The sequence below is a fragment of the Thermostichus sp. MS-CIW-15 genome (assembly GCF_054060575.1).
In genome coordinates, this window is record NZ_JBSSDI010000016.1 from 41233 (window position 1) to 65514 (window position 24282).

Here is a 24282-nt window from a genome sequence, read left to right on the forward strand (position 1 = left end):
AGACGCTGCCGCTGGAAAACTCCTAATATATATATATTATTGGACTGTAGCTGTTCATTAAAAAATGCTTAACTACTTGTTGCAAGCAGCAGATGGCGGGTTTTGAAGACTGGGCAATTGGGCCAGAGAGCGCCTGGTGTCTCCCCTTTTATGGCTGGGTAGGGACAGCGCTGGCTCTTCCTTGGGCCGCTGGCTGGATCAAGCGCAGTGGCCCACGTCCGGCAGCCTACCTCAATATCCTGCTGACCTTTGCGGCCCTTGCTCATAGCTTTTGGCTGTTGCGACAAGTTTGGGGTCGGGATCCCCAGCTCCTGAACTACCTCTGGTTTCGGGTGGCCGATTTGGACTTGTCCCTGGCTTTGGAGGTCTCGCCTCTGACGCTGGGGGCGGTGGTCTGGGTAAGCGGCTTGAGCTTGCTGGCCCAGATCTACGCCCTGGGGTACCTGGACAAGGATTGGGGGTTGGGCCGCTTTGCCGCCCTGATGGGCTTTTTTGAGGGGGGGATGACGGGGATCGCCCTCAGCGATTCGCTGTTTCTCAGCTACGCGCTGCTGGAGATGCTCACGCTTTCCACCTACTTATTGGTGGGCTTTTGGTACGCCCAGCCGCTGGTGGTCACGGCGGCGCGGGATGCTTTTCTCACCAAACGGGTGGGAGACCTGCTGCTGTTGATGGGGGTGGTGGCGGTTTCCAATTTCTCCGGCTCCTTGACCTTTTCCGGCCTGCGCGATTGGGCGGCTACGGCCAGCTTGGATCCAACTTGGGCGGCCTTGATGGGGTTGGCTTTGATTGCCGGGCCGCTGGGCAAGTGCGCCCAGTTCCCGCTGCACCTGTGGCTGGATGAGGCCATGGAGGCGCCCAACCCGGCTTCGATCCTGCGCAACTCGGCAGTGGTGGCCGCTGGAGCTTTTGTCCTCATCAAGCTGCAGCCAGTCTTGGCCCTCTCCCCTTTCACGGATGGGGTGCTGGTGGCCATCGGCACCATCACAGCCGTAGGGGGATCCCTGGTGGCCTTGGCGCAAATCGATCTCAAGCGCACCTTCTCCTATTCCACCAGCGCCTACCTGGGCCTGGTGTTTGGGGCGGTGGGGACGGGGCAGCCGGATTTGGCGCTGGAGCTGCTGCTGCTGCACGGCCTGGCCAAGGCGCTGCTGTTTATGGGGGTGGGATCCCTCATCTACACCACTTCTACCCAAGATCTGACGGAGCTGGGGGGCCTAGGGGGCCGCATGCCGGCTACGGTGGCCGCCTTTGCTGTGGGATCCCTGGGGATGGTGGCCCTGTTGCCCCTGGGGTGCTTTTGGATCCTAATCCGCCTGGCGCTGGTGTACAGCGCCCTGCAGCCGGCCCTGTTGGGGGTGTTGCTGCTGATGAATGGGCTGACAGCTTTGAACCTGGCGCGGGTGTTTGGCCTGGTCTTCTTGGGATCCCCGCAGCCCAAGACGCGCCGTGCCCCTGAGGTGGGCTGGCCGATGGCCCTGCCCATGGTCATTCTGACGGTGCAGAACCTGCTCATGCCCTGGCTGTTTTGGCGCTGGGGGCTTTATCCCGGTTGGATCCCAGAGCTGCAGCAGATGGCGGCTCTGCTGGCGGCCTCGGGTTTGCTGGGGGCCGGTGTTGGTGCTTGGCTGTACTGGGGGGGCCGGCGGCGGCTGCGCCTACCCTGGCCGGAGCTGCAGGATCTGTTGGCGCAGGATTTCTACACCGGGCAGCTCTACCAGGCTTTGGTGGTGCAGCCGGTCGGCGCCCTTTCCCGCGGACTGGAGTGGCTGGATCGCAACGGGGTGGATGGCCTGGTGAACGGAGTGAGCCTGGCTTTTTGGTTTAGCGGCGAAGCCCTCAAGTACACCCTGTCGGGGCGGATGCAGCTCTACGTGTTGCTCATTGTCATCGGGGTCGTGGTGGTTACCGCTTGGCTGCTGCGCTCGCCCCTGGTGGGATTAGCCTATTGAGACGGGAGCATGACTCTAGTCAATAATAAGCTCAACTATACTGAAAATAATGTATAATATGTTCAGTACGGATTACTACCAGTTGATCTTTCTGTTTACTTTCGAGTCTGCCAACATGGTAGCCAAAGCAAAGCAGAAAATTGGTAGTAAGACGACACGGAAACTGCGCTTTGGGTATTCTACTCAAAGCTTTGCGGGATACCGCCATTCTGTTTGGACTCCGTCCCGCTAACGCGAATGGAAACAAGCAGAATGCTATCGCTGCATAGTTGAACAGTGATGTTCAGCAGTGTTCAGCGTAAATGTATCAGGAACCATGCTCAGCCTTCTAATCGGGATCCCCCTATTGGGTGGCCTGCTGGTGGGGCTGATCCCCGAGCAAGCGGGGAAGGGCCTGCACCGAAGTTTGGCCTTGGGCTTCGGCCTGGCTTGGTTGGGGCTGAGCTTGGGGCTGCTGCTGCAGTTTGATCCCCAAGCGCAAGGGATCCAGATGGCCGAACAGATGGCCTGGATCCCGCAGTTGGGCCTGGTTTACGAGCTGGGGGTGGATGGGATCTCCCTGCCGCTAGTGGTGATGACCGGCTTGCTGGTATTGATTGCCCTCTGGGCCAGCGGCCCGGTGGAGCGGCCCCGCCTCTACTACAGCTTGGTGTTGCTGCTAGCAGCCGCCATTGTGGGGGCTTTTCTGGCCCAGAACTTGCTGCTGTTTTTCTTGTTCTACGAAGTCGAGCTAATTCCCCTTTATCTGCTGATTGCCATCTGGGGCGGGCCGCGGCGCACCTATGCCGCCACCAAGTTTTTGGTCTACACCGCCCTCTCGGGGGTGCTTCTGCTGATTGGCTTTTTCGGCCTCAGTTGGCTGAGCGACGCCCACAGTTTTACCTACACCGTTTTGCAGGCCCACCCCTTGCCGCTGCTGCCCCAGATTCTCATCCTCATTCCCATCCTGCTGGGGCTGGCCATCAAGATCCCCTTGGTGCCCTTCCACACCTGGCTGCCGGACGCCCACGTGGAGGCTTCCACCCCCATTTCTGTGCTCTTGGCGGGGCTCTTGCTCAAGTTGGGCACCTATGGCCTGGTGCGCTTTGGCCTGCAGCTTTTGCCCGATGCCTGGGAGCAAGCCGGGCCGTGGCTGGCCAGTTGGGCGGTGGCCAATGTGCTGTATGGATCCCTGAACGCCTTGGTGCAGCAAGACATGAAAAAGCTGGTGGCCTACAGCTCCATTGCCCACATGGGCTACATTCTCCTGGGCACGGCGGCGGCCACCCCCCTCTCCTTGGTGGGATCCGTCTTCCAGATGGTGAGCCATGGGCTGATTTCCTCGCTGCTGTTTTTGCTGGTGGGTGCTGTCTACGCTAACACCGGCACGCGGGATCTCAAGCGGCTGCGGGGATTGCTCAACCCGGAACGCGGCCTGCCACTTGTTGGCAGCTTGATGGTGTTGGGGGTGATGGCCAGCGGCGGCACGCCCGGCCTGGTGGGCTTTATTGCCGAGTTCACCCTCTTTCGGGGCAGCTTCCCCGTCTTCCCCCTGCAGACGTTGCTGTGCATGGTGGGGACGGGATTGACGGCGGCCTACTTTTTGCTGATGGTGAACCGCGTCTTTTTCGGGCGCCTCTCGGAAGTGGCCATTGCCATGCAACGACGCGCCACGGGAGAACGCCTGCCTGCTGTAGTTTTGGCCTCGCTGGTGGTGGTGCTTGGCCTCCAGCCTGCCTGGGCAACCCACTGGGTGGAGTCCACCGCCGCCCATTTGGCCAAGCCGGCGGCCCTCAATCTTGCCGAAGCAGGCGGGCCGACCACTGCTTTCGAGCCTGGGTTCTCTTCGTTGTGACGATTTAGTGATACGACTGAGTTTTTGTTGTTGTCTCAACCCCTCCTTCTCCCATGACGGCCACCCTTGTTCCCGCTCCTTCCTGTTTCTTTCTGGCTGGCTTAGATCCTCTAGAGCAACGGCGACTGGCTCCCATCGTCCAACGCCTAGAAGCAGGGGGAGCCCTTGTGCCGGATTCTTCCAGCAACCGGCTGGAGGTCATCGGCATCCTCCACAGCTACGGCCAGGTGCTGGATGCCTACTCCCAGAATTTGATCTTCATAGCCGACCACCAATTTTTGGAGCTCTTCCCAGTTTTTAAGTACTTCAACGGCGAAATCACCCTGGGCAAATGGCTGCGCTACCTCTGGCATGACCGCATCAACTACGAGTTTGCCGAATACTGCATGAAAGCCATGCTCTGGCATGGAGGGGGAGGCCTCGATCGCTATCTGGATACTCCCGAATTTGTCGAGCGGGCCAAGGTGGCCATCCGGGCCAAGTTCCGCTTCAACCCCCTTCTGCAGGGCCTCAACTTCCTCTGCCCCGACTTTGCGCTGGAACAGGTGCGCATGCTGGCCATGTACAGCGGCCTGGGCCAGTTCTGGCGGGTGATGAGCGATATCTTCCTGGCCTTGGCCAAGCGCCGCGAGAGCGAACCGCAGCTCACGCTTCCCGACGTAGTAGCCCACATTCAGCAGGGGTTGGTGGCAGCTGCCAACAAGCCCATCACCTACGCCCCCTGCATCTGGGGCCGCCGCTACGAGATCATCCCCCTGTCGGCGGGGCTGACCTTCCTGCCCGATACGGCCCTGCCCTACGTGGAAGCTGTGTTTTTCCGCTCCTTTCCCTTCATGGGCACCGTCTCCTACAATGCCCAGGCCCACCAGATCCCGGCCGAGCAGGCGGACTTCGCCTACGGCGCTTTGTATGCCGATCCGCTGCCGGTGGGGAGCGCCGGGATCCCCCCTACTCTCTTGATGCAGGATATGATGCGCCACCTGCCTGGCTATTTGCGGGAGCACTACCGCCGCCAGCCGCGCGGGGAAGATGACCTGCGGGTGAAAATCTGCCTCAGCTTCCAAAAGGCCATGTTCTGTGTTACCACCGCCGCCCTGCGGGCCCTTGCCCCCTTTCCTCTGGAAACCCAGGATCCCCAGCAGCAGTTGGCCAATCGCGAGTTTCTCGCCCCCTGGCTGCAGCGGCTGCTGGGATCCCGCCTGCTGAGGGTACAAGAAGAAGTTGACACTCCCACCCAGCGGATTCTTACGCAGCCCAAGATGGACTCGCGAAGGCGCTGTCAAGACGCCCCTAGACAGTCCTTTGAGGCATAACCTCAAAGTTCTGCTTACTTCGGACTTAAGTTCCTCCAGGTTAGTTATTGCCGCGCGGGTTTTGCACCGCAGTAGGTTGTTTTCCTGGAGAAGCTCTGTACTAACTATGAAGCAACTAAAGTGGCTCAAGGGCTTTTTCGCCCCGCACTCAAGTACGGGGCTACCAAGCTATTGTCGATGCCTAGCGAACCCGAGCGCTGTTGCCGTTGGCTGCAGCAAGTGGAAGCGGGATCCCATTTTCGGATACAATGTTTTGTCCGATTGAGGAGTAGGGTGGCGTAGCCAAGTGGTAAGGCAGAGGTCTGCAAAACCTCTATGCGCCAGTTCGAATCTGGCCGCCACCTCTCAAACCTGACATCCCCAGCGGGACCCGCATGAAAGACAAGTTGATGTTGATGATCCCCGGCCCCACTCCCGTTCCCGAGAGTGCGCTGCTGGCCATGGCGCGGGGGCCCATCGAGCACCGCAGCCAAGAGTTCAGCGCCATTCTGGAAGAGGTGACGGAGGGGTTGCGCTGGCTGCACCAGACCACCTCCGATGTGTTTGTCTTTGCCTGCAGCGGCACCGGGGCCATGGAAGCCGGGATCCTCAACACCCTCAGCCCCGGGGAGCAGGTCTTGGTGGGGGTCAACGGCAAGTTTGGCGAGCGCTGGGCCGAGATGTCGGAGCAGTTTGGCCTGCAGTGCGAGCGGATAGAGACCCCCTGGGGCGTGCCCTATCCTGTCGAAGTCTTCCAAGAAAAGCTGGCCGCCGACCGGGAGAAGACCATCAAGGCGGTCATCCTCACCCACTCGGAAACCTCCAGCGGCGTAGCCAACGATGTGCAGGCCATCGCGGCTGCTGCCCGCGAGCACGGAGAAGCCCTGGTGATTGTGGATGCGGTCACCAGTTTGGGGGCCATGCCGGTGCCTATGGACGAGTGGGGCCTAGACGTGGTGGCCTCCGGATCCCAGAAAGGCTACATGATCCCGCCCGGGCTGGGGTTTGTGGCGGTGAGCCCGCGGGCCATGGCTGCTGCCGAGCGCTCTCGCTTTCCCAAGTACTACTGGAGCTTTAAACTGGCCCAAAAAGCCCTGCGCCAGGGCACCACTCCCTTTACGCCCGCGGTGAACCTGTTTTATGCCCTGCAGGTAACCCTGCGCCTGATGCGGGCCGAAGGGTTGGAAGCCATCTGCCGCCGCCACGCCCGTTTGGCCCAGGCCACCCGCGCCGGCGTCAAGGCCCTGGGGCTGAAGCTTTTGGTCAACCCGGAGTCGGCAGCCAGCCCCTCGGTAACTGCTGTGCTGGCGCCTGAAGGGATCAACGCCGATACCCTCCGCAGCACCCTGAAGAAACGCTTCGACATCGCCCTTGCTGCCGGTCAAGACCACCTCAAGGGCAAGATCTTCCGCATCGGCCATCTGGGCTTTGTGAGCGACCGCGACATTCTCACCACGCTGGCTGCCCTGGAGTCGACCCTGCACACGCTGGGTTATGGCGACTTCCCTCCTGGAGCGGCCATCAAGGCGGCCGAGGAGATCTTGGCAAGCCCCTAGGGATCCCTTGCCCATTCTGTAGTTCTTGACACCTGGCGCCCCTCCCTTGCCCTGGCTAGAATGGGTGAGCGTTCTTAACAAAAGATAAAATTCCAGAGTCGACTGCTCTGGAGAGCTATCTGTTCCCAACCCAAGGGTTGACATGCTGGTTAGTTTGCAACGGGATCCCTGTCAAACTGCCTCGGCGGCGGAGCTGCGGCGGGTGCTGCAGGGGATCGGCCCTCTCTCCTGCCCGCTGCAGTACAACTTTCACCTGCACACCTGCTGCTCCGATGGGCGCATGGATCCGGCAGACTTGGCGGAGCAGGCGCGCCGGCACGGCCTCAAGGGCCTGGCCATCACCGATCACCACACCCTGAAGGGCTACGAGCAAGCGCAAGCCTATCTGGATCGCCCCGAGGACCCCCTGCTATGGACGGGGATCGAGATTACAGCCAACCTGCTGGGCTGCGAGGTGCATATTCTTGGCTACGGCTTCGATCCGGCGGATCCTGTTTTGGATCCCTACATCCAGGGGGAGCAAGTTCCCGGCCTGCCCGCCGCTGAGGCCATTGGGGCCATTCAAGCAGCAGGCGGCCTGGCGGTGTTGGCCCATCCCTTTCGCTACTGGCTGCCTGCGGAAGAGCTGGTGCCGGCAGCCGTGGAGTTGGGCCTGGATGGCCTTGAGGTCTACTACGCCTACAAAAACCCCGACATTTGGGCTCCCAGCCCAGGGGAGGCGGCGATTGGGGAAAAGCTGGCAGAGACCTACGGACTTTTGAAAACCTGCGGCACCGACTCCCACGGCCCCAGCATCCTCAGGCGTATCTAGCCGACTTGTCCAGCCCATCTAGGGGCGGGGATAGAGCAACTGGCCCAGGCGGCGCAACTGCTCGGCCGTGCCCATACACAGCAGCAGATCCCCCGGTTGCAACAGGGTGTCACCGCTGGGGCCGCCAATCAGCTGGCCATCGGCTCGCCGAATTGCCACCACCAACGCGCCGGATCGCGCCCTTAGATTGGCTTTCCCCAGGGTCTGGCCAACATAGGGGCATTCTTGCGCCGCCAGCTCGTACTCTTCCAAGTAAAAAGTGCGATCTCGACCCGACAGGATCCCATCCACAAAGTCCACCACGCGGGGGCGCAGGGCAGCCGCTGCCATCCGTTTTCCACCGGTGATGAAGGGAGAGATGGCGTGGGCAACGCCCGCTCGCTGCAGCTTTTGCAAAGCCTCTTCCGTGTTGGCGCGGGCAATGGTGCGGATACGAGGGTTGAGGGTGCGGGCCGACAGCACCACATAGAGGTTTTCGGCATCGCTGGAGAGGGCGGCAATCAACCCCTCGGCCTGCTGCACCCGCGCCGCCAGCAAGGTGGCATCGAGAGTGCTGTCTCCCTGGAGAGCGACATATCCCAGCTCTTGGGCCACCTGAATTGCCTCGGCCGATTGATCGATCACCAAAAAGGGCACCCCCTCTGCCTGAAACTCCTGGGCCACCTGTCGCCCAATGCGCCCAAAACCGCAGACGATGTAGTGGTTGTTCAGCGCTTCCATCTGTTTCTTCCACTTCCGCTGCCGGATCCCTTCCTGAAAATGCCCCTGGATGAGGGCCTCTGTAAAGCGGTTCACCATGAACCCGATGCTCAAGACCCCCATCAGGATCAAGGCCACCGTGAACAAGCGCCCCCGATCCCCCAGCGGCTGCACCTCCATGAAGCCCACAGTAGTTAGGGTGATAACGCTCATGTAAAAAGCTTCCACCCAAGGCCATTGCTCCACCCCGTGGTACCAAAGGGTGCCGATCAGGACAACGCCCAGCAGCGCCCCTACTCCCAAACTCAGATCCCGCTGGATACCGGGATCCCTTTTGGCAGGAGGAAACGGGGGACGAGCAGAAGCCATACGGCCCAGCCAGATCGAGCGGGGAAAAAGCGAGAACTACAATGGGTAGGAGAAAGTCAGTTGTTGAGCAGCAGCGAGTGGAGTGCAGATGCCCGAGTACATCAAGGTGGAATATCGGATCGACAAAAAAGGACAGGTGACCGAGACCGTATTGAACGGATCTGGCTCCAGTTGTACTCTAGCCACGGCAGAGCTAGAAGCAGCCCTTGGAACGGTGCAAGAACGAAAGCTGTTGCCGGAGTTTCATCAGCCAGCAGAAGCCGAGATAGAATCACAAGTTTCTTTACAGCAAACCCGCTGACTCCATCCCCTTCCCCCCAGTTTTCCCGTATCTACCTGCCTACTTTCGCTTCTTGCCCCCCTTGCCGGCAGCGCCGCTGGCTCGTGCCGCCCCAACTGCCGATTGAAACAGCCAAACCGCCAAGGGAGCAGCGACGATCAAGATAATGCTGGTGGGGCCGACGCCAAAATCCGGCTCACCGGAAGCCAACTCGAAAATCGAACCCACAGCGGCAATGGCACTGATGCAGGAAACGGCCAGGAGCAGGTAGCCTTTAACACTGGTGGTCATGGGGAACCTGTCTAACGTCTATTCGCGAAAAAGCCCCCCCACTCTCGAGAGGGCTACTTTCTATGCTACGGGCAGGGATCCCATGCCAGCAAGCCAGAGCCGGAATCTCCCTCTTAAAAAGCAACCAGAGAAGTGGAATTGGAGCGCCAGCCTAGCCCTTGACGATGATCTTGCCGACCATGCCAGCCCCCCGGTGGGGAGTGCAGTAGTAGGTGTACTCACCCAGAGGGACATCGACAAAGGCCGATTCCACCACTTGGTTGGGAGCAGTGAGCAGGGCCTTGTGGGACAGCTTGGCTGCCAGGGCCGCATCGCCACCAGGTACCTTGTCAAAGACAACGTTGTGAGGATAGACCTTGTTGTTGACCCACCGAACAGTATCTCCCTGATTGATGGTGAGGGTGGGGGGATCATAAATGAGCTGGGCCTTGTCAGAGCCCATCTTGACCGTGTAGGTTTCAGCAGCAGCAGGGTTGGACAGGAAAGCTACCGCAGCCACCCCGACTACGAGAGCGAGGAGGATGCGCTGCAGACGCTTCGCTAGGTTAAAAATGAACAACATGGATTCCTCTCAAAACGTAACGGCCGTCGCCCCCGCCTCTGCGGCTGGGCCCCCCCTTTCCAAGTTGTAAAGGAAAGGCACCCAGTCCAGCAGGGACGTTCAACTCCTATCTTAGGATCTTAAGGCGGAACAGGAACACCCATTCCCTTGCTAGAGCGAGGGGCTGTTCCAGACGGCAAGGCCACAGGGAGGGATCGGGCGACGAGATTGCCTCGAGCCTCTACCTTTCTCGTTGCCTGATACATTCACGCTGAACTCTCCTGAACATGGTTCAGGAAAGAAGCGATCGCATCCTGCCTATCTCTGAGCAGGAAGGCGGTATCCCGCAAAGCCCTGAGGAATACCCCCCGAGCGCTTTCCCCCTTCACTTCCCGGCAACCGTTGCGGTGGACTCAAGGATCAGGGGGAAACTTGGTCTACTATATCCCTCTCAATGACTTTTGCCAAACCGCCTAAAGCTCAGTAAATTCAGCAAAGTTCAGGGTTTTGGGGGTTAGAGGCATGCTCTCACCGCAAGGCGGCGATCCTTCGCCCGTGGGATCTCGGAGAGAAAACCGGCCATCTCTGAAAAACTGGGAGTGCCTTGCCGGCCAAAATCCGTAGGGTCGCCGATGCGGGAGAGGGACAAGCCGCTCTAGTCTTTAAGCAAAGAACGATGCGGTATTTCTTTTGCTGTTCTCCAATTACTTTCCAAGTCGCGTATAAGATATCAACCCGCTGAACAAAATTGAGAGCTTGCTTAAGATGAACAGCCGGTATTCGTCCATCGCCAGCCCGAGCAAGGCCTCTACCAGGATTTTAGAATCGGCGGAGCAAAAGCAAAACATTCAAATCTTGGCTCGCTGCATCGGCACAGCCTTGAATTTAGGCAGTCCGCTCAGGGTTGCCATACATTACACCTCGCAGGCAGAGGGGTAACGCTTGCTCCCCAACGCCTGCCAGGTAATTTCGCTCGCACTTCTGGAGATGATCTCAGAAGCTTCTTGAGCCTAAAGGGTTTCGCAGAGGAAGGGATCCCAAAAGTTTTTGGGCCCTCTCCGTAAGACGGGCATCCGGAGTGCCGCCTGTAATTATTTAGGGATCCCGAGGCTAGTGCTGAACAATTCCCTGAACCATAGCGTCGCTCAGGTAAGCCAATGCCTTCAAATCGGCCTCGTCAAAACACCGATCGCACAACAGGCGGTAGATTAGGCTCTCGTGTTCTGAGGTAAAGTGGCGAGTTTGCAAGACTTCTTCAACGATGGATCGAATGGTCATAGTTTGCCCCTCCTGGGATCGGGCTTAACACTGCTTGCCCATACTGATTGTGAAGAGTCAAGCCATAGCTCAAAAAGGGAGCCAACACGGATTTTCCAGCAAAAAAACTGTACATTGGCCAGTCATTGGGATCCCCAAACTTACTAAAGAGCCGTGACTGAGGATGTGCTCGCTGCCCTTGGCCAGACTACTTGCCTAGGGTCGAAGGTCCTCCCCTGGCAGAGCCTCCGAGAGTTGAACATGTGGCCGAGAAAGCCGTCCTGCAGCCAGGGAGCATGTTATCCTGAGTTGGCTTAACATGATTTCATAGCCGGGCTCAGCCGTCACCTTTCTAGCTGCGGCTGGCTGACCCGACGTCTAGGGATCCGGCTCAACTTTCTTCGCATTGCAGGCAAGACACCAATGGTGGGCATCTTCAGGCGCTTTTTCGGCTCTCGTGGTCAGGCAGATTCCAAACCTTCATCAGGGACGGCTGCTCAGCCGGCCAAAAAGAAAGACAACACCTTCTTTCTCGACCCAGATGAGGCCAAAACCCTTGGCAACATCGAATACATGCGCACTCCTAGGATCGTGAAGCACACCTTCCAGGATTTCGGCTCTACGGAGAAGGTGGAGGTGGTGGAGCAGGTTTCTTCCCTAAGCAAAGTTAAGTTGGCCGTAGAACAGGCCAAAGCCCCTGAGCAAAGCTCTTCCACCTCAAACAGCAGCAGTGGAGCAGGCTCACGCCGCCAGGGGGGATCTGACATGGACATGTTTCGCAACATGGCCCGCAGCCTGAAGCGCAAGTAGGCTGGACCCGGCTTATTGGCGGCACAGGATACAACGGCTATCGAAGGAGGGGCAATGGCGATTAAGCGAGGCACTTTGGTGCGGGCCATCCGCGAGAAACTGCAAGGCAGCCTGGAAGCCCAGGCCAGCGACCCTTTGATTCCCAACTACGTCTTCGAAACTCCTGGAGAAGTGGTGGATATCAAGGACGACTACCTCCAGATTAAGTTTGGGGCTGTTCCCACCCCTCCAATTTGGCTGCGGGCGGATCAGGTCGAGGAGATCGCGAGTTGAATAGGAGCATGGAATGCTCCCCTTTGGCTTGAGGGAGGGCTAATGGTACCTCTGGCTTCTCCCACGCGCGACCAACTTCTGCAACGCAGGCGACTTTTGCGTCAGCAACGGCGCAAGCGCTTTTGGCAGGGATCCTGGCGCTTGGCCAGCTCGATGGGCGTTCTGACGCTGCTGGTGTTGGGCCTGCAGCAGCCCTACTGGCAAATTCGCCGGCCGGAGCAAATTCAGGTAAAGGGCAGCTACTGGGTCGACCCCGACTGGATCCGGGAGCAACTGCCTCTGACCTATCCAATGAACCTCTGGCAGGTGCAGCCGGCTGTGTTGGAAAGAGCCTTGCTGGCATCCCCGGCCCGCCCTTCTCCCATCGAAAGCGTCCAGGTACAGCGGCGGCTGCTGCCGGTGGGGGTGATCGTCCAGGTGCGGGAACGGCAACTGGTCGCGCGCGCCCGTCGGGGCGACCAGACAGGCTGGGTGGATCGGCAAGGCCATTGGCTGCCCCCCGATCCCTTTCGACGCCACAGCGGATCCTCCCTTTCCTGGCCTGAGCTGGAGTTGCTGGGCTGGGAGAACCACGCGCCCGAGCAATGGGCCTTGTTGCTCGAAGCCCTGCAACAGGCTGAGATCCAGATCGAGACCGTAGATTGGCAGTCGGGAGAGGGAATCACGCTCCACACTGAGCTGGGCAACGTCTATCTGGGGCCGATTTCTGACCGCCTGCCTCTGCAAATTCAAACCCTCAACCAAATGCGGGATCTGCGCCGCCACTGCGAGTGTACACCCGACGAAATTCTCCAGATCGACCTGACCAGCCCCAGCGTACCCACCCTGCAGCTCACCCCTGCCGCCACCCAGAAGCGCTGGAAGCATTGGGAGCAGCGCTAGCCCTGGGATGAGCTTGCTGCCATGAACACAGCGCCGGCGGTGGAGGTCAAACAGTTGTGGGTCGCCTATCCCGGTTGTCCGCCGGTGCTGCAAGGGCTGGATCTACGGGTTGAGGCCGGGCAGCGCCTAGGAATCATTGGCCCCAATGGCGCCGGCAAAACCACCCTGTTCCTGGCCCTCGCTGGCCTGTTGCCCCCCTGTTCCGGCCAGATCACTTTGTTTGGGCAGCCGCTCCAGCCTGGCCAGTTTCGCCCTGAGGTGGGGCTGGTGTTTCAGGATCCCGACGATCAACTGTTTGCCGCCTCGGTGGCCGAGGATGTAGCCTTTGGGCCGCGCAACCTGGGACGTTCTGAGACAGAGGTCGCGGCTGTGGTCCAAGCAACCCTGGCGATGACCGGCACCCTGAATTTGGCCAACTGTCCCCCCCATCATCTCTCCGGCGGTGAAAAACGCATGGTGGCGATCGCCGGGATCCTGGCAATGCAGCCGCAGTTGGTACTCTACGATGAGCCGACTGCCAACCTGGATCTGCGCGCCCGTCGCCGGCTAATCGCCTTTTTGTTGCAAGCAACGCACACCTTTCTGCTCGCTTCCCACGATCTGGAACTGATCCTGGAAGTGTGCGATCGGGTGATCCTCTTAGATCAAGGCCGGATTTGCGCCCAGGGATCCCCGGCCCATCTGATGAGCCAACCCGACCTCATGGAAGCCCATGACTTGGAAGTGCCCCCCTCGCTGCGCCGATAACGGCAAAAGCTGAAAAGATGTCAAGAATTATTTTTGAGTTGATAAAAATTTTGTCTCTCTTAATAAAAAGCTATCGTGCTAATTAAAAATATTGATTTTCGTCCAGGATTGAATGGGGATATCATTTTGTTGAGTCGGGGGATCCCTTCTCTGGGGCGTCCTCGTCGATTTTGTATGATCGATTTTGTGCAAGAAAGATGGGGACTTGGCCTGGAGTTGGCAGCTTTGCCCGCCTGAGCGACAGTTGTGGTTAACCCGGATGGCTCCCACAACCTTTTCTGGCCTCCGTCTGATTGAGTCTGAGGTCGGGGGTTGGGCACGGCCTTCTCTCCAGGGGGAGGTCTGTGGTGGCTGGAGTAGGTGTTGCCGAGAAGAGCTGTCCACTGAGGGTTGGGCAGAGGATCTCTTGGATGAGTTCGAGGGAAATTGCAGGATCGAACCCAATAGGCGAGATCAATTTGGAGATCGATTGGCCTTATTGCTGGGTTCGGCAACGTTCAGGAACTGAGTGTTCAAAAGTGGAGAGTTGATATGCCTATTGCAGTCGGAATGATCGAAACCCGCGGGTTCCCGGCAGTAGTGGAAGCTGCCGACGCCATGGTAAAGGCCGCGCGCGTCACCCTAGTGGGTTACGAAAAAATTGGCAGCGGGCGCGTCACCGTGATCGTACGGGGCGATGTCTCCGAGGTGCAGGCCTCGGTGGCCGCTGGCTTGGAGTCTGCCAAACGGGTGAGTGGGGGCGAGATCCTCTCCCACCACATCATCGCCCGTCCCCACGAAAACCTGGAGTTTGTGCTGCCCATCCGCTACACGGAGGCAGTGGAGCAGTTTCGTACCTAACTGAGTAGTTGCACTTAGCCTGGAATTGACCCGATCCAGAAAATCTGGACAGGTTCCAACCCCCTCCACAATTTCAGCGTAAGGAGTCCCTATGGCTATTGCAGTCGGAATGATCGAAACCCTGGGCTTCCCGGCAGTGGTGGAAGCTGCCGACGCCATGGTAAAGGCCGCGCGCGTCACCCTGGTGGGTTATGAAAAAATCAGCAGCGGGCGCGTCACCGTGATCGTACGGGGCGATGTCTCCGAGGTGCAGGCCTCGGTGGCCGCCGGGATCGAGTCGGTGAAGCGGGTCAATGGCGGCCAGTTGCTCTCCTGGCACATCATCGCCCGTCCCCACGAAAACCTAGAGTACGTGTTGCCCATTCGCTACACCGAGGATGTGGCTCAGTTCCGCGAAGGGGTCAACGCCATCCGTCCCTTCACCCGTCCCTAGATGCGTATCGCGATTGTGCGGGGCACTGTTACCAGCACCCAGAAGGATCCCAGCCTGACAGGCGTGAAGTTTCTGGTGGTGCAGTATGTCGATCTCGAGGGCCGACCGCAGCCCGACTACGCTGTAGCTGCCGATCCGGTGGGGGCCGGCGCCGAGGAGTGGGTGCTGGTCAGCCAGGGCAGCGCAGCTCGCCAGCCGCAGGGAAACGAAACCCGTCCGCTGGATGCAGTGGTGATGGCGATCATCGATACCGTCAGCATCGGCGGTCGCTCCCTCTACAACAAGCGCGACCAACGCTAGCTGGGATCCCTCCTTCCTCTCTCTGACGTGTTCTAGAGGCTCACGGTTATGCCTGCTCACACCTATGCTGCGCCGCCAACGCCCTGGTCTCGCCGCCTGGCGGAGCCGACCATCCATCCCTCTGCCTACGTGCATTCCTTTTCCAATCTCATCGGGGATGTGCGCGTGGGCGCCCAGGTGCTGATTGCCCCAGGAACTTCCATCCGTGCGGATGAGGGCTCTCCCTTCTACATTGGCGACGGCTCCAACGTCCAGGATGGGGTGGTAATCCACGGCCTGGAGCAAGGGCGGGTCATTGGGGAAGATGGCCAACCCTACTCCGTGTGGATTGGCAAGAACACCTCCATTGCCCACATGGCCTTGATCCACGGGCCAGCCTATGTGGGCAACAACTGCTTTATCGGCTTCCGCTCCACGGTGTTCAACGCGCGGGTGGGGGATGGCTGCATCGTCATGTTGCACTGCTTGATCCAGGATGTGGAGATCCCGCCGGGCAAGTATGTGCCCTCCGGCTCCATCATCACCACGCAAGCTGAGGCGGATCGGCTGCCCGATGTGCAGGATAGCGATGCCAAGTTTGCCCAACATGTGATCGGCATCAACCAGGCTCTGCTGGAAGGCTATCACTGCAGCGAAAACCTGGTCTGTATTGCTCCCATTCGCAACGAACTTCTGCGGTCGCGCACCTCTAACCCAACGGCTACGGAGACGGCATCCATGACTCATTCCTCCTCTCGCGCCGACGGCCGGAACGGCGGCGGATCCCTTCTCAAGCCGGAGGTGGTGGAGCAAGTTCGCGCCCTGTTGGCCCAAGGCTATCGGGTAGGGCTGGAATATGCCGATGCCCGCCGCTTCCGTACCTCTTCCTGGCAGAGCGAAAGCCCGATCACCAGCACCCGCGAGGCCGAGGTCATGCAATCGCTGGGGGCTATTTTGGCGGAGCACCGCGGCGAATACGTGCGCCTGTTGGGGATCGACCCCAAGGCGAAACGACGGGTGTTGGAGCAGATCATCCAAACCCCGGAGGGGCCGGCGACCGTTTCTGGATCCCCCAGCCACGTCTCGGTTACGGCCCCAGGTTCCGGCGCAGCCAATCCGCGCCCTGACGCCAGCTTGGAGGAGGAGATCCGGGCGCTATTGGCGCAGGGGTATCGCGTCGGCCTGGAGGTGGCCGATGTCCGCCGCTACCGCACCTCTTCCTGGCAGACTTTGGGCAATTGGAGCGGCTCGGCCCAAGAGATCCTGGCGGCTGTGCAGGCGGCCTTGGCCGAACATACGGGAGAGTATGTGCGCCTGCTGGGAATCGATCCCAAGGCCAAACGGCGGGTGCTGGAGAAGGTGATTCAAACGCCCCAGATGAGCAGCAGCGGCGGGACAGCCTCGCCCGCAGAGGGGGGCAAGCTGGGAGGGAGCGCTGCTGGCCTCGACCTGGAGTTACAGGAAGAGGTACATCGGCTGCTGGCCCAGGGCTATCGCATCGGCTACGAATATGCTGACGAGCGCCGCTTCAAAACCTCCTCTTGGCAGACCGGGCCGACCATTCGCGCCAGCCGCGGGCCGGAGGTGTTGGCCGAGCTGACGGCTGCTTTGGCGGAGCACCAAGGCCACTACGTGCGCCTGTTGGGGATCGATCCCAAGGGGAAAAAGCGGGTTTACGAGCGCGTCATTCAAACCCCCGGCGGCAAGTCGCCTGCCCCTGCAGCCCAGGGATCCCCGGCGGCTACTCCTGTTTCCACCGTTCCTGCCAGCACCCGACTCAGCAGCGAGGTGGTGGCACAGGTGCAGCAATTGCTCAGCCAGGGCTACCGCATCGGCACCGAACATGCGGACAAGCGGCGTTTTCGCACCTCCTCTTGGCAGAGCTGCAGCCCTATCGAGGCCACCCAGCTGCCCCAGGTGGTGGCGGCTCTGGAAGCCTGCCTGGAGGAGCATCGCGGCGAGTATGTGCGCCTGCTGGGCATCGACCCCAAAGCCAAACGACGGGTGCTGGAGCAGATCATCCAAACCCCTTGAGGGATCCGCCTGTTCTCTGATCACTGTTGGTTCAAGGTTGGTTTTGATCCGACCTCCTAGCGATGAGGAGCACCTTGGCTTTGCCTCTGCCCACCTCTACAACGCTGCGCTCCTGGCCCAGCCAGAACGGCGAAACTCGCTACTATGTCAGTGGCGAGGTGCAGGTGGAGGCAGGGGCAGGCATTGCAGCGGGAGTGCTGTTGCGGGCCAACCCCGGCTGTCGCATCGAGATCGGGCGAGGCGTCTGTATTGGCATGGGATCCATCCTGCACGCCTGCGGGGGATCCCTCGTCGTGGAGGCGGGGGCCACCTTGGGAATGGGGGTGCTGGTGATCGGGCAGGGCACCATCGGCAAAAACGCCTGTATCGGCTCGGAAACCACGCTGCTCAACTGTTCAGTGCTCAGCCAGGCGGTGATCCCTCCCCGCTCGCTGGTTGGGGATCCCACCTATCCCAGCAGGCAAGAGGCGGAGGTGGGCATGGCTAGCGAGGCAGAGCCCGTGTCGGCGGCGGCCCCGCAAGAGCCGATAGAACCCCCTGAGGAAACCTTGCCTGAGCCGACCCCTCCCTCTCCCCCCGACTCGCCGCTGGCCCAGGTGGAAAAGCAAACCCGTCGTTGGCAGGAGGCGGCTGAGCAAACCCAAGAGAACTCGAGATCCCCTAAGACCCGCAAGCTAAATGGGATCCCGGGCTATTCGGAGCTGGATCGGCTGCTGGGCAAGATCTATCCTTACCGGCAGATCCTATCCTCTGGGGGTGGCCAGTCTTGAGGGCTACACTGGCATAAAGAAGTAGGGTGCTATGTCCACCTCTTTGGGCCTTATTCAGACACGCAGCTTTCCGGTCATTGTGCGCATTGCCGACGCCATGACCAAGTCGGCGGGGGTGACGCTGATCGGCTTTGAGAAGATCTCAGGAGGCTACTGCACGGCAATCGTACGGGGAGGGATTGCCGATGTGCGCATTGCCATCGAGGAGGGGATCGAGGTGGCCCGCCAGTTTGAGCAAGAGGAGATCTCCAGTTTGGTCATTCCACGGCCTTTGCCTAACTTGGAGGCGGTGCTGCCCGTCAGCAGCAAGCTGTCTCAACTGGCACAAAACCGCGGCTACAGCCGCCTCAGCAACTTGGCCGTGGGCCTGCTGGAAACCCGCGGCTTTCCGGCTATGGTAGGGGCCGCCGACACAATGCTGAAAACGGCGGATGTGCAACTGGCCGCCTACGAGACCATTGGCGACGGCCTGTGTACGGCCATCATTCGGGGCACGGTGGCCAACGTGGCCATCGCCATCGATGCCGGCATGTACGAGGCAGAGCGCATCGGCGAGCTGAACGCGGTGGCTGTGATCCCGCGCCCTCTCGACGAACTGGAGCAGGCTCTGCCGGTGGCCAGTTGTTTCGTTGCCCAACCGGTTACCTTGCCGGTGGCTATTCCCCAAGCCCAGGGACAAGAGGTGCGGCGCAGCGATACCGTTGTGGAGCGGATCCCAGTTTATCTGGAGCCGCCGGAAACCCCTTAGGTTTACCTTGCAAGACGGGAAGGCTCGCGCTGTACTCTGCCCCCTCCCGCCGTCTACAGGGGGAGAAGATCTGAGATCACCTCCAGAAAGCGGAGCGGGGCAGAGAGGAAAAATGTTAGGCTACTGGAAGACCTGGGTCCGTGCAGCTCCGACGCCCAAACCGTGTCAGGATCGGAAGATAGCAGCACTACGGGATGCTCTGAGCAGGCGCGTCAACCCGGGTCGCCCTCTTCCAAGTTTTACCTCTGCCCTGGCAGCGCACACCTGTATGGCCGAGACAGACAACCCCCTCGCCAACTTTGCTCAGAAGGCTTTCTACTTCGGCATGGGTTTGGCCGCGGTGGTGGCAGACAATGCTGCAAAGGTGGCCGGGAGAGCCAACAGCCGTCTGCTGGAGCTGCGCAAGCAGGTCCAGGCTTTGGTGGATGAATTGGTGGAGCGGGGGGCGATGACCGCCGAAGAGGCGCGGGCCTACATGGACGCCATCGCTGCCAACGCCAACCGTAGGGGGGGGGAAAGGTCTGCTGGCGCCCCTCGCAAGATCAACATTGACGACATGGGCGACGCTGAAGACAAGACTGGCACTGCCCTTGAACTTTCGGAAGCTGCCCGTTTGCGCCAACAGATTGCTGAGCTACAGGCAGAGTTGGATCGCATCAAGAAGGAAGCGAGGAAGTCCTAGGTTTGGCCCGGGAAAAGTTGGGATCTCTATCTCTTTAATCCTCGTTCACGGGGAACTGGAAGACTCTCCGCAGCGCCCTCAGCCCGATTGCGAACGGCTGCCGCCGAAGTTCCTTGGCCGCAGCGGCGAGTCTAAACAGGCTCGTCCAATTTTTGTTGGAGCGGTTGGCTTGGATCCCTGACTTCTCTCTGAAAATTGGCAGCTCGGGGCGCTTAAGCTTGAGAATCTACCCCAAGCCACCTCAAAATGCCGAACCGCTGACGCGTCCTGGAGGACTCGAACCCCCGACATCCGGTTTTGGAGACCGACGTTCTACCAACTGAACTAAGGACGCAGGAGTAGTAAAGGGTCAGGCCCTTACCTAGTTTACCTAGTGTAGCAGGTATGCCCAAAGCCTTAGAGGGTTTCTTCTTTGGAATCCGTTTTGGCTTTGATGCGAGTGGCCTTGCCTACTCGGTTTCGCAGATAGAACAGCTTGGCCCGCCGCACCTTGCCACGCCGCAACACCTGGATTGAGTCGATGCGCGGCGAGTGAACTAGGAAGACCCGCTCCACTCCAATTCCCTGGAAAATCTTGCGCACCGTGATGGTGCGGTTGCATCCAGAGTGACGCATAGCAATGACCGTGCCTTCAAAGGCCTGCACCCGCTCTTTGCCGCCCTCTTGAATGCGCACCCCCACCCGTACCTGATCGCCAACATGGATCTCTGGCAGATCCGACTTCATGTGGGCCGCTTCGATGGAGCGGATGATCTCTTCGGCGTTGATGCGAGCGTTCATGGCTTTCCCGCGTTATCGGCAGCCAATCAGTGTAGCAATCCCCCCTTTTTTTGTACAGAGCTTGCCAGCCGTCCGAACCCAATGGCCATGCGGGAAACCGCGTTTGCACCCCCTCTCCTTTTTCAATAGGCTGGATACAGAGAAAGCCCTTGTTAAAGGCGAGAGACTTTTGTGATCCTGCGCACCAATGAGCCCCAGACGGGATCCCCAACCCCTGCCAAATCTGCTGACCAACCTCTGCCACAGACCGGATCCCACAACAGAGGACTGCCCATCGGCTGGATCCTTGTGGGGATATTGTTAGCCGGCTTGGGCGGCGGCATTCTCGTTCAGCGTCAGCTCCGGCAACAGACGGCCCAGCGCCTGGAGAGGCTAACGGTGCCCGTGCAGGTGACAGATCTCGCCCAACGCCTGCGGGTGAGCGGCCAGGTGCAGCCGATCCGGCAGGTGAATGTCAGCCCCCGCGAGTCCGGTCGTCTGGCAGAGCTGCTGGTGGATCAGGGAGATGAGGTAGTGGCAGGGCAAGTGTTGGCTCGGATGGATTACGGGGATTTAGCCAGCGGCATTCGCCAAGCCCAAGCCCGCATCCAAGAGCTACAGGCCCGCCTAGCGGAACTGCAAGCTGGCGAGCGACCCCAGGTGATCGCGGCGGCCCAGGCCAGGGTGGATGCGGCGCGGTCGCAAGTGAGGTTGGCCGAAAGGGAATTGGAGCGGATTCAGACCCTGGTGCAGCAGGGGGTGGTGGCCCGTAGCGAGCTGGATCAACGCCTGGCCCGCCTGGAACAGGCGCAGGCGGACTGGCAAGCGGCTCAACAGGAGCTGGAGCGATTGCGGTCAGGTAGCCGCCCAGAAACGCTGCAGCAGATCCAAGCCCAGATTGCCCAAGCGGAGGCAGAGCTGGCCCAGCGGCAATCTCGCCTGGCTGAGGCCGAGATCCGGGCGCCCTTTTCCGGCGTGGTTGTCCAGCGCTTTGCCGAGGTGGGATCCTTTGTAACTCCCACTACCGCAGCTTCCGATGCCACCGCCGCTTCTTCCAGCTCTATCTTGGCGCTGGCCCAGGGGATCGAGGTGCGAGCCGAGGTGCCGGAGGCGCAGATTGCCCAGGTGCGGGTGGGGCAGCCGGTGGAGATCCGCTCCCTGGCCTATCCGGATCGGGTGGTGCAGGGGCGGGTGAAGCGGATTGCCCCTGCCACGGTGGTGGTGCGGGAGGTCACCGTCTTTCGGGTCATGATCGAACCGGAGGCGGGGGCAGACTTTTTGCGCACCGGCATGAACGTCTCGGTGGATTTTATCGGGGAGCGGCAGCCTCAGGCGCTCACGGTGCCCTCGGTGGCCATCTTGCGGGAGCAGGGCCAAGAGGGAGTGATCCTGCTGGATCCGCGAACCCAGCGGCCCGTCTATCGACCGGTGGAAACAGGCCTCACCCAGGGCGGGATCACCCAAGTGCTCTCCGGCTTGCGGGCGGGGGATCGGGTCTTTACGGCGCTGCCGCCGGGGGTGAACCTGGAGACTTTGATCCGACAAGAGCAAAATCGCAGCGAAACCGCTCAAATCAAGCCACACCCATGAGCCTACCGATTGCAGCCCGAATGGCCTGGCAAATGGTGCGCCGCTACCGCCTGCGCACCGGTTTAAGCATGTTAGGGATCCTCATCGGCAACGCCGCCGTCGTGGCCATTGCCGGGTTTGGCCATGCTGCCCAGGAGCTGGCCGTGGATCAGTTCCGTTCTTTGGGCACCAACTTGCTCATTGTCTTTTCTTCCAGCTTGGGCCTGGCGGACGCCAGCAACACCCGTCCCATTACCCTCGACGATCTACGGGCAATTGCCGCGGAAGTGCCCGCTGTGTCGGCAGCCGTCCCCAGTCTTGTGGTCAATGTGCGCGCCGTGCGGGGGGGAGTGGATCGCCGCTATGAGGCCACAGGCACCTGGCCGGAGTATTTGTCGGTGCTGAATTTGGAGATCGAGGAGGGGCGCTTTCTCTTGCCAGCGGATATTGAGGAGCAGCGCCCGGTGGTGGTGCTGGGCAGCGAGGCCGCCCGCGAGCTGTTCGGCTTGGATCCCGCTGCCGCCATCGGGGAGACGGTGCTGCTGAACAACCTGCCCTTCGAGGTAATCGGCACGTTGCGTTCTAAGCCAACGGTGTTTGGCAACAGCGATGCCGGCCTGTTTTTGCCGGTGGATGTGGTGGCCAACCGGTTTGTGGGGCGGCGCTCCCCCTATGGCCTGGAACTGACGGCGATCTTCGTCTCGGCCCGCTCCGAAGCAGATCTGCCGGCTGCCGAGTTCCAGATCCGCAACTTGCTGCGGCAACGGCACCAACTGGTGGGGGAGGATGACTTCGTCGTCCGCAACCAAAAGGTGTTGCTGGACGGGGCGGCCAGGATCTTAACCTTGCTGCGGGTGCTGCTGACCGGCACGGCGGCCCTCTCGCTGCTGGTGGGCGGGGTGGGGATCATGAATGTGATGCTGATCTCGGTGTCGGAACGCACCTCCGAGATCGGGTTGCGCAAGGCGATCGGCGCCGATAGCCGGCAAATTTTGCAGCAGTTTGCCACCGAAGCTATTCTCATTGCCGTCAGCGGGGGCGTGGCCGGGATCCTCCTCAGCAGCGGCCTGCTGGTGGCGCTGCAAGTGTTCACCCCCCTGGCCACCCGCGTGGATGCAGTGGCGGTGGCGGTGTCCTTTTCCCTCTCGACGGGGATCGGGGTGGCTTTCGGCATTTTCCCGGCCCGCCAAGCGGCGCAACTAGATCCCATCGAGGCCCTGCGAGCCTGAGATCTCCCATTCGTAGGATAATGGGGGCTTACAGGTATTGAGTTGCCCGCCGTTCGCTAAGGAGCTTCCCCCTTGGTTAGAGAGCGAGTAGAGGTGATCGTCCCCGCCACCACCGCTAACTTGGGGCCGGGGTTCGATTGCATCGGTGCAGCCCTGGAGCTCTACAACCACTTCCAATTTCGCGAGATTCCCACCGGCCTCAGCATCCACTATCGCGGCAGCGATCACATCAGCCAGAGCAAGGACAACCTGGTGTACCGCGCTTTCTGCCGTGCTTTCGAGCTGCTAAGCAAGCCGGTGCCGGGGGTGGAGATTGAGATCACCCTCAACGTGCCCCTGGCGCGGGGCCTGGGCAGCTCTGCCACTGCCATTGTCGGCGGCCTGTTGGGGGCTAATGCTCTTGGATCGCTGAACCTGGCTCCTGAGACCCTCCTGCAGTTGGCCATTGCCCTTGAAGGCCATCCCGACAACGTGGTGCCCGCCCTCCAGGGCGGCTGTCAACTCTGTGTGCAGGGGCAGCAGGGGCAATGGGTATTTTGCCCGGTGGATTGGCACGAGCGCATCGGCCTAGTGGCGGCGGTGCCTAACTTTAAGCTGTCTACCCAGGCGGCCCGCGAGATCCTGCCCAAGTCCGTCAGCCTGGCGGATGCTGTCTTTTCCGTCAGTCACCTGGGGCTGCTTATCCGCAGCCTGCAGTCGGGGCGGGCGGACTGGCTGAAGGTGGCCTTGCAGGATCGACTGCACCAACCGGCGCGCATGGAGCTGATTACCGGCTTCAAAACCGTCCAGGCAGCGGCTCTGGCTGCCGGGGCCTATGGGGTGGTGATCAGCGGGGCTGGCCCCACGCTTTTAGCCTTCTGCGCCCCGGAGGAGCGAGAACGGGTGGGATGCGCCATGGTCGGCGCCTGGGAGCAACTGGATATCGAAGCAGAGGCCAAACCCCTGAATTTGGATCGACAGGGGGGACGGGTGGTGATCCATTCCCAAATATAGAGGAGGCCCTTGGGTCAAGCTGGTCACCCCGATTACAAAGGGGTCGTGCTTTTAGGCGTATAGGCCTTTCGCAGACTAGGACACCGCCCTCCCACTCAAGTTCCCGACCCTCCTTATCCCTCACCCCTTAACCCCTTTCCCTGCGGGAGAGGGGAGCCAGGAATCCACAGCACAAACCTGTTTGGGATGGGATCCCTTGAGAGGCTGGGCAAAACTTTTTCGGCGTCCCTACCCTGGCAGCAGCAGCAGCAAGGGGGGGAGCATGACTCTAGTCAATGATATGCTGGACTATACTGAAAATAACGCCCAGTATGTTCAGTATGGCTGCTTGGTATGGCTAGGTATGTAAAAC

Annotated in this window: 25 protein-coding genes, 2 tRNA genes and 1 other RNA gene; 22 read left to right on the top strand and 6 right to left on the bottom strand. The window is 60.4% G+C overall.

The annotated features are described in order from the left end of the window. The first annotated feature begins 92 nt into the window (after positions 1-92). The 6 genes from ACVW0R_RS07635 (at position 93) to ACVW0R_RS07660 (ending at position 7445) form a co-directional block, all read left to right on the top strand. On the top strand, positions 93-1952 hold the full coding sequence (locus tag ACVW0R_RS07635; protein WP_011430435.1) for an NAD(P)H-quinone oxidoreductase subunit F: 1860 nt from the start codon (positions 93-95) through the stop codon (positions 1950-1952). 316 nt (positions 1953-2268) lie between these two features. Beyond that, positions 2269-3786 carry an NADH-quinone oxidoreductase subunit M gene (locus tag ACVW0R_RS07640; protein WP_011430436.1) on the top strand — a complete coding sequence of 506 codons (1518 nt, stop codon included), beginning with the start codon at positions 2269-2271 and terminating at the stop codon, positions 3784-3786. Positions 3787-3839: 53 nt separating this feature from the next. Beyond that, positions 3840-5099 carry a CO2 hydration protein gene (locus ACVW0R_RS07645; RefSeq protein WP_011430437.1) on the top strand — a complete coding sequence of 420 codons (1260 nt, stop codon included), beginning with the start codon at positions 3840-3842 and terminating at the stop codon, positions 5097-5099. Between the two features lie 272 nt (positions 5100-5371). Then, positions 5372-5443, top strand: a tRNA-Cys gene (locus tag ACVW0R_RS07650). A 30-nt stretch (positions 5444-5473) separates the two neighbouring features. After that, complete coding sequence (locus ACVW0R_RS07655) at positions 5474-6634, top strand: pyridoxal-phosphate-dependent aminotransferase family protein (RefSeq protein WP_414388568.1); 1161 nt, start codon at positions 5474-5476, stop codon at positions 6632-6634. Between the two features lie 142 nt (positions 6635-6776). Beyond that, positions 6777-7445: a PHP domain-containing protein gene (locus ACVW0R_RS07660; RefSeq protein ID WP_457501891.1), complete on the top strand. Its 669-nt coding sequence runs from the start codon at positions 6777-6779 to the stop codon at positions 7443-7445. Positions 7446-7463: 18 nt separating this feature from the next. On the opposite strand, the gene ACVW0R_RS07665 is transcribed toward ACVW0R_RS07660, so the two are convergent. Then, entirely contained in the window at positions 7464-8513 is a 1050-nt protein-coding gene (locus ACVW0R_RS07665; protein WP_011430440.1) for a potassium channel family protein, read from the bottom strand. An 88-nt stretch (positions 8514-8601) separates the two neighbouring features. Here ACVW0R_RS07665 and ACVW0R_RS07670 point away from each other — a divergent pair, with 88 nt between their 5' ends. Beyond that, positions 8602-8814, top strand: coding sequence for a DUF2997 domain-containing protein (locus ACVW0R_RS07670; protein WP_011430441.1), 213 nt, complete (start codon positions 8602-8604; stop codon positions 8812-8814). 39 nt (positions 8815-8853) lie between these two features. Here the strand turns inward: ACVW0R_RS07670 and ACVW0R_RS07675 are convergent, their stop codons facing one another. The 3 genes from ACVW0R_RS07675 to ACVW0R_RS07685 form a co-directional block, all read right to left on the bottom strand. Further along, entirely contained in the window at positions 8854-9084 is a 231-nt protein-coding gene (locus ACVW0R_RS07675) for a hypothetical protein (protein WP_011430442.1), read from the bottom strand. Between the two features lie 151 nt (positions 9085-9235). Then, positions 9236-9646 (bottom strand): plastocyanin, encoded by a 411-nt coding sequence (gene petE / locus ACVW0R_RS07680; RefSeq protein ID WP_011430443.1) that lies wholly within the window; start codon positions 9644-9646, stop codon positions 9236-9238. Between the two features lie 1089 nt (positions 9647-10735). Continuing rightward, positions 10736-10903, bottom strand: a complete 168-nt coding sequence (locus tag ACVW0R_RS07685; protein WP_011430444.1) for a hypothetical protein — start codon at positions 10901-10903, stop codon at positions 10736-10738. A 402-nt stretch (positions 10904-11305) separates the two neighbouring features. Here ACVW0R_RS07685 and ACVW0R_RS07690 point away from each other — a divergent pair, with 402 nt between their 5' ends. The 12 genes from ACVW0R_RS07690 (at position 11306) to ACVW0R_RS07745 (ending at position 19380) form a co-directional block, all read left to right on the top strand. Further along, the gene (locus tag ACVW0R_RS07690) at positions 11306-11692 is read left to right on the top strand and encodes a hypothetical protein (RefSeq protein WP_011430445.1); all 387 of its coding nucleotides are present in this window, start codon (positions 11306-11308) and stop codon (positions 11690-11692) included. Positions 11693-11746: 54 nt separating this feature from the next. Next, positions 11747-11965 carry an NAD(P)H-quinone oxidoreductase subunit O gene (gene ndhO / locus ACVW0R_RS07695; protein WP_011430446.1) on the top strand — a complete coding sequence of 73 codons (219 nt, stop codon included), beginning with the start codon at positions 11747-11749 and terminating at the stop codon, positions 11963-11965. Positions 11966-12007: 42 nt separating this feature from the next. After that, entirely contained in the window at positions 12008-12847 is an 840-nt protein-coding gene (locus tag ACVW0R_RS07700) for a cell division protein FtsQ/DivIB (RefSeq protein WP_011430447.1), read from the top strand. 21 nt (positions 12848-12868) lie between these two features. Then, entirely contained in the window at positions 12869-13594 is a 726-nt protein-coding gene (locus ACVW0R_RS07705) for an energy-coupling factor ABC transporter ATP-binding protein (RefSeq protein WP_011430448.1), read from the top strand. Between the two features lie 531 nt (positions 13595-14125). Further along, entirely contained in the window at positions 14126-14434 is a 309-nt protein-coding gene (locus ACVW0R_RS07710; RefSeq protein WP_011430450.1) for a carbon dioxide-concentrating mechanism protein CcmK, read from the top strand. Positions 14435-14525: 91 nt separating this feature from the next. Then, the gene (locus ACVW0R_RS07715) at positions 14526-14867 is read left to right on the top strand and encodes a carbon dioxide-concentrating mechanism protein CcmK (RefSeq protein WP_011430451.1); all 342 of its coding nucleotides are present in this window, start codon (positions 14526-14528) and stop codon (positions 14865-14867) included. Next, positions 14868-15167 carry a EutN/CcmL family microcompartment protein gene (locus ACVW0R_RS07720; RefSeq protein ID WP_011430452.1) on the top strand — a complete coding sequence of 100 codons (300 nt, stop codon included), beginning with the start codon at positions 14868-14870 and terminating at the stop codon, positions 15165-15167. A gap of 48 nt (positions 15168-15215) precedes the next feature. Beyond that, a complete protein-coding gene (locus ACVW0R_RS07725; protein ID WP_099812057.1) occupies positions 15216-17180 on the top strand; it encodes a ribulose bisphosphate carboxylase small subunit in 1965 nt (654 codons plus the stop codon). 62 nt (positions 17181-17242) lie between these two features. Continuing rightward, entirely contained in the window at positions 17243-17950 is a 708-nt protein-coding gene (locus tag ACVW0R_RS07730) for an LbetaH domain-containing protein (protein WP_099812056.1), read from the top strand. Between the two features lie 31 nt (positions 17951-17981). After that, on the top strand, positions 17982-18698 hold the full coding sequence (locus ACVW0R_RS07735) for a BMC domain-containing protein (protein ID WP_099812055.1): 717 nt from the start codon (positions 17982-17984) through the stop codon (positions 18696-18698). A 129-nt stretch (positions 18699-18827) separates the two neighbouring features. Continuing rightward, positions 18828-18925: signal recognition particle sRNA small type (gene ffs / locus ACVW0R_RS07740), an RNA gene on the top strand. A gap of 41 nt (positions 18926-18966) precedes the next feature. Beyond that, positions 18967-19380 (top strand): hypothetical protein, encoded by a 414-nt coding sequence (locus ACVW0R_RS07745; RefSeq protein WP_011430456.1) that lies wholly within the window; start codon positions 18967-18969, stop codon positions 19378-19380. Between the two features lie 261 nt (positions 19381-19641). Here the strand turns inward: ACVW0R_RS07745 and ACVW0R_RS07750 are convergent. Both ACVW0R_RS07750 and rplS read right to left on the bottom strand, forming a co-directional pair. Then, positions 19642-19714, bottom strand: a tRNA-Trp gene (locus tag ACVW0R_RS07750). Positions 19715-19776: 62 nt separating this feature from the next. After that, positions 19777-20160: a 50S ribosomal protein L19 gene (gene rplS, locus ACVW0R_RS07755; RefSeq protein WP_011430457.1), complete on the bottom strand. Its 384-nt coding sequence runs from the start codon at positions 20158-20160 to the stop codon at positions 19777-19779. Positions 20161-20331: 171 nt separating this feature from the next. Between rplS and ACVW0R_RS07760 the strand changes: the two genes are divergently transcribed. The 3 genes from ACVW0R_RS07760 (at position 20332) to thrB (ending at position 23930) form a co-directional block, all read left to right on the top strand. Further along, positions 20332-21729 carry an efflux RND transporter periplasmic adaptor subunit gene (locus tag ACVW0R_RS07760; protein ID WP_011430458.1) on the top strand — a complete coding sequence of 466 codons (1398 nt, stop codon included), beginning with the start codon at positions 20332-20334 and terminating at the stop codon, positions 21727-21729. 20 nt (positions 21730-21749) lie between these two features. After that, on the top strand, positions 21750-22937 hold the full coding sequence (locus ACVW0R_RS07765) for an ABC transporter permease (RefSeq protein WP_457501892.1): 1188 nt from the start codon (positions 21750-21752) through the stop codon (positions 22935-22937). 72 nt (positions 22938-23009) lie between these two features. Beyond that, positions 23010-23930, top strand: coding sequence for a homoserine kinase (gene thrB, locus ACVW0R_RS07770; RefSeq protein WP_011430460.1), 921 nt, complete (start codon positions 23010-23012; stop codon positions 23928-23930). Positions 23931-24282: the final 352 nt, after the last annotated feature.